This window comes from Microbacterium sp. LTA6 (assembly GCF_045690355.1).
Lineage (GTDB): Bacteria > Actinomycetota > Actinomycetes > Actinomycetales > Microbacteriaceae > Microbacterium.
The window spans coordinates 1,762,069-1,775,266 of record NZ_CP147855.1; the positions used below are offsets into that span (position 1 = coordinate 1,762,069).

Consider the following 13,198-nt stretch of genomic DNA (forward strand, 5'->3'; position numbering starts at 1 on the left):
CGATGCGACCGTCTGCGGATCTGGACTGATGTGGGTCGTGGAGCAGGACGACACGGTTCTTGGCTTCTGCCTCTTGGGAGGTGGTCCGAATGACGGCGAACTGTCGGCGTTGTTCATTGATCCATCTGCGATAGGCACCGGCTGCGGCCGAATGCTGCTTGAGCACGCCCTGCACGCCGCGCGGGCCGCAGGGTTCACGCGCCTGGAACTCGACGCTGATCCCGGTGCGGAGTCGTTCTATCTACGCTTCGGCGCTCGACGGATCGGTACCACGCCTAGCGGTTCCATTCCCGGCCGCGAGCTTCCGCGTCTCGCATTCGTCGTCACCGAGTAGTCGGGAACCGTGCTCGGAGGCGGTCGTTGACAGCTCTGGACCACACCGCGACTGATCGTTATCAGCGGGGAGGTGGTCGATCGGATACCGCCGTTGAGCCGTCGTTATCCAGGTGTGATTTCTCGAGGCGGTTATGCGCCCTGATCTGGGGTTGGAATGTCGGTGGTCCCTGGTGTACTAGGGGTTATGACGGCGTTGATGGATGCGACAGTGGAGCAGGTGGCGACGCTGGGCGCGCTCACTGATTCTGTCGTGGAGATCGAGCGCACGATCAGTTCGTTGCAGGCCGCCAGGGACGGGATGCTCGCCCTCGGCTCCCGGGTCGCTCTTGACGTCGCCCAGCAGGCCGGGAACCCCGATTACGGCGACATGGCGTTGCGGACGGTCGCGGCGGAGATGGGTGCCGCGCTGCGGCTCAGCGACCGGACGGTGCAACGACGGATGACGGAAGCCTCGTTCCTGGTGGAGCAGTTTCCATTGGTGTGGCAGGCGCAGGGTGCCGGGCGGATCAGCGCTGGACATGCCCGGGTGATCATCGACGCCGGCCAGCACCTTGACGACGCCGCCGACCGGGACGCGTACTCGGAGCAGATGATCGAGTTTGCAGAGCATGAATCCCCGAATCGGGTGGGGCGGATGGCCCGACGGGTCGCAGAACGGTTCCAGGTGCGTCCGATCCAGGACCGGCACCAGGATGCCCTCGACAAGCGGGGCGTGTGGGCGAGAGACGATGCCGATGGGATCGCGGAGTTCAGTCTGCGCGGCCCCGCCGCGCTCGTGCACGGAGCGTTCGACCGGGTCACCTCAATGGCGAAGACGGTGCAGGGGCAGGCGGATGCCGGCGACGAGCGCACGCTCGACCAGATCCGCTGCGACCTCGCCCTCGACCTGCTCCTCACCGGGAACCCGGCCGGACACGACACCTCCGACGGGCTCCTCGCCGGAATCACCGCACACGTGTCGGTGACGGTGCCGGTGACGACGCTGATCGGCGTCGGCGCGATCCCCGCGGAGCTGAACGGGCGCATCCCGATCGACCCCGCCACCGCCCGGCGGCTGGCCGGCGCAGCATCCGGGTGGGATCGGATACTGACGCATCCGATCACCGGCGGATTGCTCGCGGTCGACCGGTACCGGCCATCTGCCCACCTCAAGCGACTGCTGCGGGCACGGGATCAACGCTGCCGGTTCCCCACCTGCGGACTCCCCGCCACGGAGTGCGATCTCGATCACAATCAGGATGCAGCCTTGGGCGGGGCGACCAGCGAGGAGAACCTCGGAGATCTCTGCCGCCGACATCACGTCCTCAAACACAACTCCCCATGGCACGTCGAACAACTCGAAGGTGGCGTCTTCGCGTGGACCAGCCCCACCGGGAAGGTCTACCTCGATCGGCCACCACCGCCGAACACCGTCACTTTCACCGAAGACGACACCCCACCGCCCTTCTGAGCCAGGGGAGAGGGGGCGGCCCATGACCCAGAAGTAATTTCGGGTCAGCGTGAATGTCGGGCATCGAGGTGACACCGAGCACACACGCCGAATGTGGGCCGCGTCGTGCGTGGTGGGCGAGCATAGCGAGCCGAGGGGCGAGCGTAACGGTGAGTGCCTGAGCATGCGGCCTGATCAGGTGGTGGGCCGGAATATGACGTACCCGGCCGGAACCTGACGGGCTTGGCCTGAACCGACAGGCCCGAGCGCGACGGCCCGAACCTGCCGATCACTATTGACCATGCGAAGGGCCGGCCAGGTTCTCCCCGGCCGACCCGGCGCCGGACTCAGCAGCCCTTCGCCGCGTAGGCAGCAGACACGGTCGCGCTCCCTGTCGGCCCCGTCGCGGTGACCTGCACCGACCCTGCCGGCAGCGAGGCCACCCTGGTGTTGAAGGACGCACTGCGCGATTCGCCGGTCGCGAGAGCGAACGACTTCGTGCCGTAGGTGCTCGTCGCGGTGATGTCGAGCACGACGGCATCCGCATTGCGCACCGTCGCGACGACGACCGCCTTGCCTGCCACGCAGCGCGTCGCGGCAGTGGCCTCCACTGTGACGACCGGTGCCACCGGATCCGGCGCGACCGACGACAGCCGGAACCGCTGGCAGTCGTTATTCAGCACGCTGTACTGATGCACGCGCGTGCCGTCGGAGACGGCGCAGAACGAGAGATCCAGTGCCTTGCCGCTCGTGCCGTTGCGGAACTCGATGACACCGTCGCCCGAGACCAGCACTCGCCACGTGCTGCCAGCGATGCCGCAGGCGCCCTGCGTGACGGCGACGGAGTCGGCAGTCGACCCGCCGCTCACCGCGAGGCACTTCTCCGGTGCCGAGCCGAGGTGCATCTCGGATTCGCCGTTCGCGGCGGCCGTGAACGTCACGCTCTGGCACGCGGTACCGGTGTACTCGCGCTGCTGCAGGATCGCCCCGTCTGCACTCGAGCAGTTCGGCACTTCGAGCGCCTTGCCCGAAACGATCGAGGTGACCGCGACAGCGCCGGCCGGGCGCAGCGCCCAGTCCTGGGCGGCCGAGGCATCCGCCGTCGACTGCACGATCGCCCCGTCGCCCGCCTCGAGAGCCTTGCCACTCGTGCGGTTCGTCAGCATCGACCAGCCGCTCGTCGTCGGGGTCACCGTCCACTGCTGGCACCCCGAGGTGCGGAACGGCGTCTGCTGCACCGCCGTGCCCTCGGCAGTGGTGCAATCGGCAGGACCGACGGACAGGCCGCTCGCCGCGCCGACGAGGCGCAGATATCCGTCACCGGTCGAGTCGAGCACGAAGCGCGACCGCGACGAGGAGCAGTCGCCGAGCACGAGGGAAGCTCCGGCGGCGTCAGAGGCCGCGCTGGCGCACTGACCGGTGCTGCGGCTGACGAGGTTCCAGCGCGCCCCTTCGACCTGCGCCGTGATCGGCGCGTTCTCGCCGCTCGGCACCGTCACCGCGGTGGTGGTGGCCTGAGGGATGCCGAAGTCGGGCTCGCCGGCTGCATCCCAGGTCACCTCCTGCGCTCGCGCCGAGCGCTCGCGGCTGCATCCACCATCCGGTCGGGCGTTGGCGTGGTACAGATTCCACGTCTCGGTGCCGTCCGGCGAGGTGAAGAAGTCGTTGTGACCGGTGCCGTAGGCGCCGTTGGCCTTCGAGAACACCGTCCCGTCGCTCTTCTGCCACGATGACGACAGCACCGGGTCGCCCCCGAGGTACTCGAGCGTGCCGAGCTGGTAGTCCTCGGTGCCGCAGAAGCTCGCCGAGTAGGTGACCCAGGTTCGCCCGTCCTTCTGCAGCGCGATCGGTCCCTCGTTCACGGGCTGGCCGATCGTCTCCCAGGCCTCGACCGGCTGGGACAGGATGTTCAGCGGTCCGGTCGCGGTCCAGGGGTCCGACATCCGGGCGATGTAGTTGCTCTGCAGCCCGTCCGGCGCGAACGCCGACCAGAGCACGAAGAGCTCACCGTTCAGTTCCATGTAGGAGCCGTCGATGTTCCAGTCGTCGGTCGGGATCGGCCGGCCCTTATAGCTGTACGGACCCATCGGGTCATCGGCTGCACTCTCGATGACCTGCAGGTGCTGAGTGCCGTAGTTGCCGGCGACACCCATCGTGTACATCAGGTACCAGCGTGTGCCGTTCGGCCCGTCGAGCCGCGCGAGTTCCGGAGCCCACATGTTCCCGTTGCGCCCGGCGTTGGTGTCGGAGTAGACCGTGACTGGCTTGGTGGTGCCGAGCGCGGCGAGCGTCGGTGCCTTGCGCATCACCACCCTGTTGTCCCACGTCGTCGACACCATGTAGTAGTTGCCGTCGTGGAACTCGATCGTCGGATCGGCCGTGTCCGGAGCGAGCGGATTGGTGAACGTGTCCTCGCCGACGGCCTGCGCGGCGGGCGCCTGTGCGACCCCGGCCGCGCCGAGAGCGCCCAGCGCGATCGCCGCTGTCAGCGCGATGTGCAGCGCGGTGCGGATGGGTTTCAGCATGAGCGGCCTCCGTAGCTCGCGGTCGAGACGGCGCCGTCGACGGTGCCGGAGATCTCGCCGGCTGGTGCCGTGACGAGACGGGATGAGAAGGATGCCGAGGCGCTCGCGCCCGCGGCGACGGTCAGCGTTCGCGTCCCGTACGGTGAGGCCAGCACGACGGATGCCGACTGCGACGCCGCATTCGCGACCGTCGCGACGACGACCGCTTTTCCTGCCACGCAGCGCGTCGAGGCGACGACACGGATTCCCGGGGTCACGGTGACGGTCGCCGTCACCGGCATCCGCGATTCGTCCTGAGCCACGCCTCGAACGGTGAACGTGCCGGTGGTCGCATAGTCCTCCGGATCCACGCCCTCCCAGGCGACGGATGCGGTCTTCACCGTGCCGTCGGCCGTGGTCAGCCGCGCATCCGGCAGCACCGGTGCAGTGCCTGCCCGCGTCGACACCGCGATCGGGTCGACCTGCGCGACGGCGATCGCCGGCGCGTACGCCTCGAGCACCTTCTCGTACTCGGAGCGGGTCACCGGAAGCACCGTGCCGTGACGCGGCTTGCCCCCATCGCTGTTCTGCGGCAGGTTCGCGCGCAGCGTCTCGCCCAACGGCTGCCAGGAGTCGCCGTCCGTGATGTCGGTCGAGCCGAACGGGATGTAGTGGTTCGGTCCGCCGTGGTAGGACGGCTGGTCGATGAACAGGTACCAGTCGAAGCCGTTCACATCACCGGGGTTCGACGGGAACACGCTCGGTCCCTCCCCGTGGGTGTAAGTGCCGCCCGGTTCGCCGTTCGGCAGGCCGGTGGCCACCTCGTCCTTGATCAGCGTCCACTCGTCGGCCGGCCCGGTCGTACCGGGGTACGTGCCCGAGATCGGTGCGAGCAGGTCGGTCGACTTCTCCAGGCGCAGCGTCATCGACGACTCGTCCTTGCTGAAGCGGTAGTACGTGCCGTCCTTCTTCGCGACGGTCGAGTCGATGGTTCCCCAGTTGTTGGTGACGACGTCCGTCCAGACCTGCGGTTCCGAGAAGGTCACGAAGTCGTCGGTCGTCACGTACATCATGCGGTTGTAGGTGACGCCGGTGCGGTCGGCGGGATCGGCGGTGGGGTACAGGTTCGACGCCCAGAACACGACGTAGCGGCCGAGCTCGTCATCCCAGTACGCCTCGGGCGCCCAGGTGTTCCCGGCGAACGGCGACGAGACCTCGACGTGCCGTTGCGCCGACCAGTTCACCAGGTCGGTCGATTCCCACACCTCGATCGAGCGGGAGCCGGAGATCTGCGCCGTCGTGAAGCCCCCGGGGAGTCCGGCCACCTTCAGGTCGGTGGCGAGCATGTAGAACTTGTCGCCCTCGTGCGAGCGGATGATGAACGGGTCGCGCAGCCCCTGAGTGCCCTGGGTGGAGGTGAAGATCGGCTCGCCGTCGTTCAAGGTGTTCCAACGGAGTGCGTTGTTCCCCTTCGATGCGGCCAGGCTGACGCGTTCGGCGCCGGCCCCCTCACCGGTGAAGAAGGCCCACACGTAGGCCTCCGGGTCGGCGGACACTGCCGGCATCGGGCGCACCGTCAGCGTGAACTCGCGCTCGGCTGTTGCTGCGCCACTGGTCGCCGTAGCCGTGAGGGCCACGTCGACGGCCGCGGCATCCGCTGCCGGACGGGTGATCGACACGGTCGCCGAACCCGCCTTGACCCCGTCGCGGATCTCCGCGTGCGCGGAACCCGACGCGACCGACCAGGTCAGTGTCGAGCCGTGCGCCCCCGTCGTGGGGACGGCGATGCTGGTGCGGATGTCGTCGGTCGCGCCGAGGTCGACGGCGGCGATATCGGCCTCCGCCTTTGCGGCATCCGTGAGCTCAGCGGGGATCGTGACCGTGTAGGTGCGGGTCGTGCTCTCCCCAGCGGCGGTGAAGGTCGCGGTGAGGGTGGCGGTTGCGTCTGCCGACCCCGCTGCGGGCCGGACGACCGCGGCATCGCCGCCGGTGATCGTGACGGCGGCATTGTCGGATGCCCACGAGATCGTGGCCCCGCTGGCAGCCGTCGGCAGGGTGAAATCGGCATCGGCGGTGGCCGGCACCGTCACCGCGGCGACCGCGCGCTCGAGCGCCTGATCGGCGAACACCTGCTGCACGTCGGCGGCGCTGAGCGCTTCGTCGTACACCGCGAAGTCGTCGACGTCGCCGGCCCAGCCGGGATCGTTGTAGGTCGATCGGCCGAGGTACGAGACCAGCGGCGAGCCGAACGACGACACGTCGCGGTTCAGCGCCTGCTGCGAGATCTGGGTGCCGTTCACGTAGACGGTGAGCTGCTTGCTCGCCCCGTCGATCACGGTCGTGTACAGCGACATCGTCGCTGGCGTGCGGATGCCGGAGGTGGCGGCGTTCGTGGAGCCGGGGCCGACTTCGGTGCCCCAGGGGGCGCCGGCGTTCACGGTGCCGGTGACGACCGACTTCACGTACCCGCTCGGGTTCGCGGGGTTGAGCAACCAGTACCCGCTGGAGTACGAAGCGCCAGAGGCGACCGGGGCGCCGATGAAGGCCGCTGCCGTGTTCCCGGGGCCGGAGCGACCGGCGAGCCATGTCGACACCGTCAGCTGCTGCTTTCCGGTGAGCTGCGCCGTCGGGATCTCCAGATACCCGGCGGTGCCGCGCGTTCCACCCGGCAGCGACAGCCGACCGTCTGCGACGGCGGCTCCGCTCTGCCGGATGACGCCGTCGTTGCCGTTGCCCGATGAATCGGCCACGATGCCGCTCTCGGCGGCGTCGAAGGTGTAGTGGATGAGCGGGGTGGGGCCGTCGGCGGCGAAGGTCGCAGATGGTGACGTGGTCACGCCGATGGCGATGACTGTCGCGGCGGCGGCGGTGATGGCCGCCGCTCTGCGCACGCGCTGGCTGAAGGTGCCGTTCATGATCTCCTCTGATCAGTCTGGGGTGTTCGGGTTCGGGGGGATTCAGCCGCCCATGGGTGCATCCGTCGGACGACGGATGCACCCGAGTGGTTCAGCCGCAGGCTCCCGGAGGTATCGGCGCGGAGCCTTCGTAGCGCTGGCCGTCGGCGGCGATGCCGGTCACGGTCGCCGTGCCGCTTGTGATCGACGCGAGGCGCGTCGGGAACGACGACGAAGCCGCAGCTCCGGCGGCGATGGTGACGGTCTTCGTGCCGAACGGAGTGCGGATCACGGTGTCGGCGGGCACGGTGTCGAGGTTGCGAACGGTGACGACAACCTGCGCCTTGCCCGCGACGCAACGCACGGCGGTCGAGGCGGTGAGGTCGAGGTCGCCGGCCACGGTCTCGACGGCCGACGTCGAGGTCGCGACGGCGCCGTCGGCGTATCCGTCGTAGGTGGCCGTGACGGAGGTCACGCCGGCGGGCACCGTGACGGTGGCCGCCGCATCCGCGAGCGGCGCAGACTGCGTCCAGCCGTCACCCGAGAACGTGACGGTGCCCACGACCTCGCCGTCGTCTGCCGCTGTCACCGTGGCTGTGGCCTCGCGGCCGCTCACCGTGAGCTCCGTCGCGGAGGCGACAGCCGCGATCGAGGTCCAGTCGTGCATCGCGGTGAGCACCGTCTGGGGCACGCTCACGAACGCACCGTGACGCGGGCTCGCGGGGAGTCCGCCGGCCGGGCGCACGTTCCACTCCGGCCGCTTCGACAGTCGATCGGCCTGCGTGCTCGAGGCGATCTCGTCACCGGTGGTCACGAATGCCCGGTAGCCCCCGGCGCCGTAGTTGTCGACGAGGAAGACGTAGCCGTCGCCCGAAGGGTTGCTCGGGTCGCCGGCGTTCAGCTTGACGATCTCCGGCCCCTCGCCGGCCTGGCCCGTCTCGAGCCCCGTCATCCGGGTGTCGGTGAGCTGCCAGGTCTGAGCGGGATCCGCGTTCCAGTTCGACGTCGTGGTCGGCGCGGTCAGCACCTTCGATCGCTCCAGGAAGATGTCCTTACCCGCTTCGAGGGGGCCGGCTGCTCCGCCGTCCTCGTTCTTGGTGAACCGGTAGTAGTACTCGCCGATCTTCGTGACGGTCGAGTCGATGCGCGCGAAACCGGTGTCCTGCCACGTCGCCGGTGGAGAGGTGAACGTCTGGAAATCACGCGTCAGGACGGCGAACATCCGCGCGTGCAGATTGTCGGAGTTCGTGTGCGAGGCGTCCGAGTACAGACGTGAGGCGAAGAAGACGACGTACGACTGCAAGTCGTCGTCCCAGTACGCCTCGGGCGCCCAGGTCATCCCGGCTTCCGGCTGGTTGATCGTGATGCCGGTGTTCTCGCCGTTGGTCCTGTCCCAGTGCACGAGGTCGGTGGATTCCCAGACCTCGACCTTGAGGCTGCCCTCGGATTGCGCCGGCCCCCAGCCCGTGCCGCATCCGATGCAGAGGTCGGTGGCGATCATGTAGTACTTGTCGCCGTCGTGGGAGCGCAGGATGTACGGGTCGCGGAGTCCCCGGGTGTCGGTCGTCGATGTGATCACCGGAGCGCCGCCGTTGACGGGTGAGAAGGTGAAGAAGTCGTTGCCGCTCGTCGCCGCCTGGTAGATCTTCTCATCGGAGTCGGAGCGGAAGTACGCCGCCGCATAGCCGGCATCTGGGGCGGTGCGGGCGCGTTCGGCCACCGCGACCGAGAATTCGCGTTCGATCGTCGTGCCGCCCGCCGTCGCGTGCGCGGTGAGGGTCACGGACCGGTCGCCCGCTCCGTATGCCGGCCGGCTGACGATCCCGCCTCCGCGGTACGGGTCGGACATGCCGGCGGCCGGGGCCGTGTAGCCGGGGTCGGTGGGGGAGACCAGTGACGCATCGGACGACGTCCAGGTGATCTGCGAGCCGTCCACGGATCCGGTGGTCACCAGCGGGAGGTTCTCCGTCGTGCGCGGTGCGAGGGCGATGGCGTCCAGGTCGGCGGATGCCGAGGGTGCGACGACCACGGCCGTCAGCTGGATGCTGGTGCCGAGCGACGTGGTCGCCGTGAGCTGCACGGAGGTGTCGGACGAGATGGCGCGGGAGACCGTGCCGGTGGCGGAGATGACGGACGGGTCGGAGCTCGACCAGGTGAGCGTGATCCCGTTCGACGACGCGGGCAGCACGAGGTCGCTGCGGACCGCATCCAGCGAGGCGTTCTCTCCCCGCACGACTGCCGGCAGATCCAGTCGCAGCAGGGCGTCGGTGCTGGCAGCCTTCCGCTCGGCGGTGGGCATGCTCGCGGTCACCTGCTCGGGGGTCAGTGAGGTGTCCCAGAAGCGCACATCGGTGACATCCGCCTGCAGCAGCGGGTCAGGCGCGTAGAGCGAGCGGCCGAGGTAGCCGAGGGTGCTGCCCGTCGGCACGATCGAGGAGAGGCTGTAGGCGTGCGTCACGGTCGAGATCTGCTGGCCGTCGCGGTAGAGGGTGATCCGGTCGCCGCTTCCGACCATCGTGATCGTGGAGAATCCGGGGTTCAGGCCGCCGCCGGCGGGAACGCGCACCTCGCCGTTGCTCGAACCGGTCTTGACCCGGATGCCGGAGAGGACCTGGCCGCTGTACGAACCCTCTGCCGAGCGCGGATTCACGAACACGTGGTTGCCGAGTGCGGTGGTGTTCCACGCGCCGACGCCGTCTCCGATGACCCAGCCGAACTGGTTGCCTGACGTCGATGCCGACACGGTGTACTCCACGGTGAAGGCGTTGTCCGTGCCGGTCACGAGGCCCTGCGGCAGCGCCGCATATCCGTCCCGCTTGAAGCGCAGCACCGCATCGCCGTCGGCGTCGGTGAATGAGGCGTCCGTCAGGCCGGTGAGCGTCGCGTCGCGGCCGTTGCCGGAGACATCCAGCAGAGTGCTGCCGGAGTGGGACATGTCGTAGTGCGCGGTCGGCGCGGGGACGTCGGCCGCAGACGCGGCAGGGGCGAGGGTGCACAGCGAGGCTGCCAGACCGACGCTGATCCCGGCGGCGAGCAGTCGCCGGGAGCGGGTTTCGGGTGTTCTCATGCGAAAGTCCTTGTCATCGTTGACGGTCGGCCGCACGTGGTCGGGTCGTGCGATCCAATGCCCGGGGTACGTGAATGTTACCGGACACAATGGCGGAAACATAGGAGTTTCTCGTGACGCGAAGGTTGCCGAAACAAACCCTCGCGAGACGCGACCGTGCTGTGCTACGGTTCCTGGTTACCGGTAACAGTGAGTGTTGCCGCCACAACCAGGAGTCCTCGATGGCGAAGTCCCCTTCTCTCTGTGCCCGTCCGGCGCGACGACGCTTTCCGCTGTCTCTGCGGGGCGCCGGTGCGCTCGCACTCGCCGCGGTCATCGCCCCGGGACTGATCGGTCCGACGAGCGCGTCCGGTGCCGAGATCACGGCCCCGCGCACCGGACTCGTCGCCGAGTACCTGTTCTCGCAGGAGGCCGGAACCGCCGTCCCGAACACCGCAGGCAGCGCCGTCGGCGCCGCCACGGTCGTCAACGGCACGGATGCGCACTGGACCGGATCGTCTCTCGTGCTCACCGGCGGGGACAAGGGCGGCACCGGCGACTGGGTGCGGCTGCCCGACAGCCTGCTCGCCGGCGAGGAATCGGCCACGATCACGGTCGAGACGAAGTTCGATGCGTCGATGGCATCCGCCTGGCACTTCCTCTGGAACATCGGCAGCGAGGGCACCTCGGCATACTGGTTCGCCTCGCTGAAGGACACCGCGCGCACCGCGATCACCACCGGCGGCGGCGGCGCAGAGGTGAACGCGCGCGGCCCCGCGCCGCTCACCCCTGACCGCTGGTACAGCGTGACCAGCGTGATCGACGGCGCCGCCGACGTCATCACCTTCTACGTCGACGGCGTGCGCGCGGGCAGCGCCCCGACGACGCTCACGCCCGGCTCCATCGCCGCGCAGACCATGAACACCATCGGCCGTGCGCCGTACCCCGACCCGCTCTACAAGGGCGAGGTCGCCGCATTCCGGGTGTACGACCGGGCCCTGAGTCAGGAAGAGGTCGCAGACGTGTCGATCGCAGACGCCGTAGCGCACGCAGACGAGATGGAGGCAGCGGCGCAGACCGCGGTGGACGCGCTCGCCCCGGTCACCATCGACGACGCGCATGTCACGCTGCCGGGATCGACTTCCGCGGCCGTCACCTGGACGTCGTCGAGCGACGACATCGTGATCGGCGCCGACGGCCGCTCGGCCACCGTGACGCAGCCGGCGGCAGGGTCCGCGCCCGTGGAGACCACCCTCACCGCGACCGCGACGGTGCGCGGAGTCGCTGCGACGAGAGAGATCCCCGTGACGATCCAGCCCGCGGCGACCGAAGCAGACGACTACGGATACCTCATGGTGCACTTCATCGAGGATGCCGACGGATACGCCGAGAAGATCTACCTCGACGTCTCGCGCGGTGACGACCCCGAGAAGTGGGACCCGCTCAACAGCGGCAAGCCGATCCTCGCCTCGCAGCTCGGGACGACCGGCGTGCGTGATCCGTTCCTGACGCGCAACCCCGAGACCGGCCGGTACTACATCATCGCCACTGACCTGCGGGTGTTCGGCGGTGACGGCGGCTCCGGCTCGTGCACCAGCTGGTGCCACTGGACGACGAAGGGCAGCACCGACCTGGTCGTCTGGGAATCCGACGACCTGGTGAACTGGGGCGAGCCGCGCACGTTCGACACGGCGCTGGACAGCAGCGGCGCCCAGGTGGCCGAGCTCGGCATGGCCTGGGCACCCGAGGCGCTGTGGGTCGACGACTACCACCCGGACGGTCGGGGCGCGTTCGTCATGTACTGGTCGTCGAATGTGTACCCGGATGCTTCGCACACCGGTCCGAGCCACAACCGGGTTCTGTGGGGTGCCACCACCGACTTCTCCCAGGAGACCTATTCGTACGGCGGTGACTTCGTCAACACCGGCGCCAACACGATCGACACGACGATGATCCAGGACGACGGCACGACCTACCGCGTCACCAAGGACAACGGCCTGGGCAAGGGCATCTACATGGAGTCCACCACGGCCGAGCGGTGGTGGGAGCAGGGCACCTCCTGGACGACCCTGCAGACCGAGATCGGCGCGGCATGGGCGGGCGGAAACGCCGGCGGAGTCGAGGGGCCCGCCGTCTTCAAGAGCCACAGCGACGAGAAGTGGTACCTGTACGTCGACGTGATCCCGAGCACCGGATATCGGCCCATGGTCACAACGGATCTCGATGCCGGGTGGACGCAGCTGAACGACCCCTCGTTCTCGATGGCCCCGCACACCAAGCACGGCGGCATCGTCTCGCTGACCAAGGGCGAGTACGACCGGGTGCGAGCCGCGGATGCCGTCTCCGTCGTCACGGCGGATCTCGGGGTGGTCGAGGTCGAGGCGGGCGCCGGTACCGGCGACCTCGTCGCCGCGCTTCCGCAGGAGGCCGACATCACACTCGCCTACGGCCGAGGCGCGGCTTCGCAGCCGGTCTCGTGGGACACCTCGTCCGTCGACCTGTCCGCACCGGGAGCCTACGAGGTCACCGGAATCGTGCAGACGCTCGGCGCCAACCTCGACTCGTGGACCGGCGCCGGCGGCTCGACCGCCTGGAACGCCCCCGATCGTGTGCTCGCTCGCAGCGGGGCGCTCACGGTCACCGCGCAGGTCACCGTGACGGATGCCGCCACGCCGACCATCACCGCGACCGCGATCACCCGTTGCGTCGCCGGCAAGGTCGTGCTCGTCACCGAGGTCCAGAACGCCGGGACGACGCCGGTCTCACTGACCGTCACCACGGCGTTCGGTGTGACGGATGCCGGAACCCTCGCCGCAGGGAAGTCCGTCAGTCGCAGCACGAGCACCCGCCTGGCCGCGGTCGAATCCGGTGAGGTCACGGTGACCGCATCCGCCCTGATCGACGGAGCGGTTCGCACCACCACTGCCGTCGCCGAGTACGCCGCGCGAACCTGCGCTCGCTGATCCGTCAGCCGCCCGAACTGTCATCA

The 13,198-nt window shown here is 68.8% G+C and carries 6 protein-coding genes; 3 read left to right on the forward strand and 3 right to left on the reverse strand.

The window, feature by feature from the left end; translation table 11 throughout:
- Positions 1-37 precede the first annotated feature (37 nt).
- On the forward strand, positions 38-334 hold the full coding sequence (locus LTA6_RS08375; protein ID WP_407359157.1) for a GNAT family N-acetyltransferase: 297 nt from the start codon (positions 38-40) through the stop codon (positions 332-334).
- 186 nt (positions 335-520) lie between these two features.
- Positions 521-1,786: a DUF222 domain-containing protein gene (locus tag LTA6_RS08380; protein ID WP_407359158.1), complete on the forward strand. Its 1,266-nt coding sequence runs from the start codon at positions 521-523 to the stop codon at positions 1,784-1,786.
- A 326-nt stretch (positions 1,787-2,112) separates the two neighbouring features.
- Here LTA6_RS08380 and LTA6_RS08385 read toward each other — a convergent pair whose 3' ends face one another.
- The 3 genes from LTA6_RS08385 to LTA6_RS08395 form a co-directional block, all read right to left on the reverse strand.
- The gene (locus tag LTA6_RS08385) at positions 2,113-4,290 is read right to left on the reverse strand and encodes a family 43 glycosylhydrolase (RefSeq protein WP_407359159.1); all 2,178 of its coding nucleotides are present in this window, start codon (positions 4,288-4,290) and stop codon (positions 2,113-2,115) included.
- Positions 4,284-7,184, reverse strand: coding sequence for an immunoglobulin-like domain-containing protein (locus tag LTA6_RS08390; protein ID WP_407359160.1), 2,901 nt, complete (start codon positions 7,182-7,184; stop codon positions 4,284-4,286). The genes LTA6_RS08385 and LTA6_RS08390 overlap by 7 nt, the downstream gene beginning before the upstream one ends.
- Positions 7,185-7,275: 91 nt before the next feature.
- Positions 7,276-10,230 (reverse strand): immunoglobulin-like domain-containing protein, encoded by a 2,955-nt coding sequence (locus LTA6_RS08395; RefSeq protein WP_407359161.1) that lies wholly within the window; start codon positions 10,228-10,230, stop codon positions 7,276-7,278.
- Between the two features lie 221 nt (positions 10,231-10,451).
- Here LTA6_RS08395 and LTA6_RS08400 point away from each other — a divergent pair, with 221 nt between their 5' ends.
- A complete protein-coding gene (locus LTA6_RS08400) occupies positions 10,452-13,172 on the forward strand; it encodes a LamG-like jellyroll fold domain-containing protein (protein ID WP_407359162.1) in 2,721 nt (906 codons plus the stop codon).
- Positions 13,173-13,198: the final 26 nt, after the last annotated feature.

Bases quoted from the DNA above. Each gene is read 5' to 3' on its own strand.
- LTA6_RS08400 (WP_407359162.1), top strand. From the start codon at position 10,452: ATGGCGAAGTCCCCTTCTCTCTGTGCCCGTCCGGCGCGACGACGCTTT.
- LTA6_RS08390 (WP_407359160.1), bottom strand. From the start codon at position 7,184: ATGAACGGCACCTTCAGCCAGCGCGTGCGCAGAGCGGCGGCCATCACC.
- LTA6_RS08395 (WP_407359161.1), bottom strand. From the start codon at position 10,230: ATGAGAACACCCGAAACCCGCTCCCGGCGACTGCTCGCCGCCGGGATC.
- LTA6_RS08380 (WP_407359158.1), top strand. From the start codon at position 521: ATGACGGCGTTGATGGATGCGACAGTGGAGCAGGTGGCGACGCTGGGC.
- LTA6_RS08385 (WP_407359159.1), bottom strand. From the start codon at position 4,290: ATGCTGAAACCCATCCGCACCGCGCTGCACATCGCGCTGACAGCGGCG.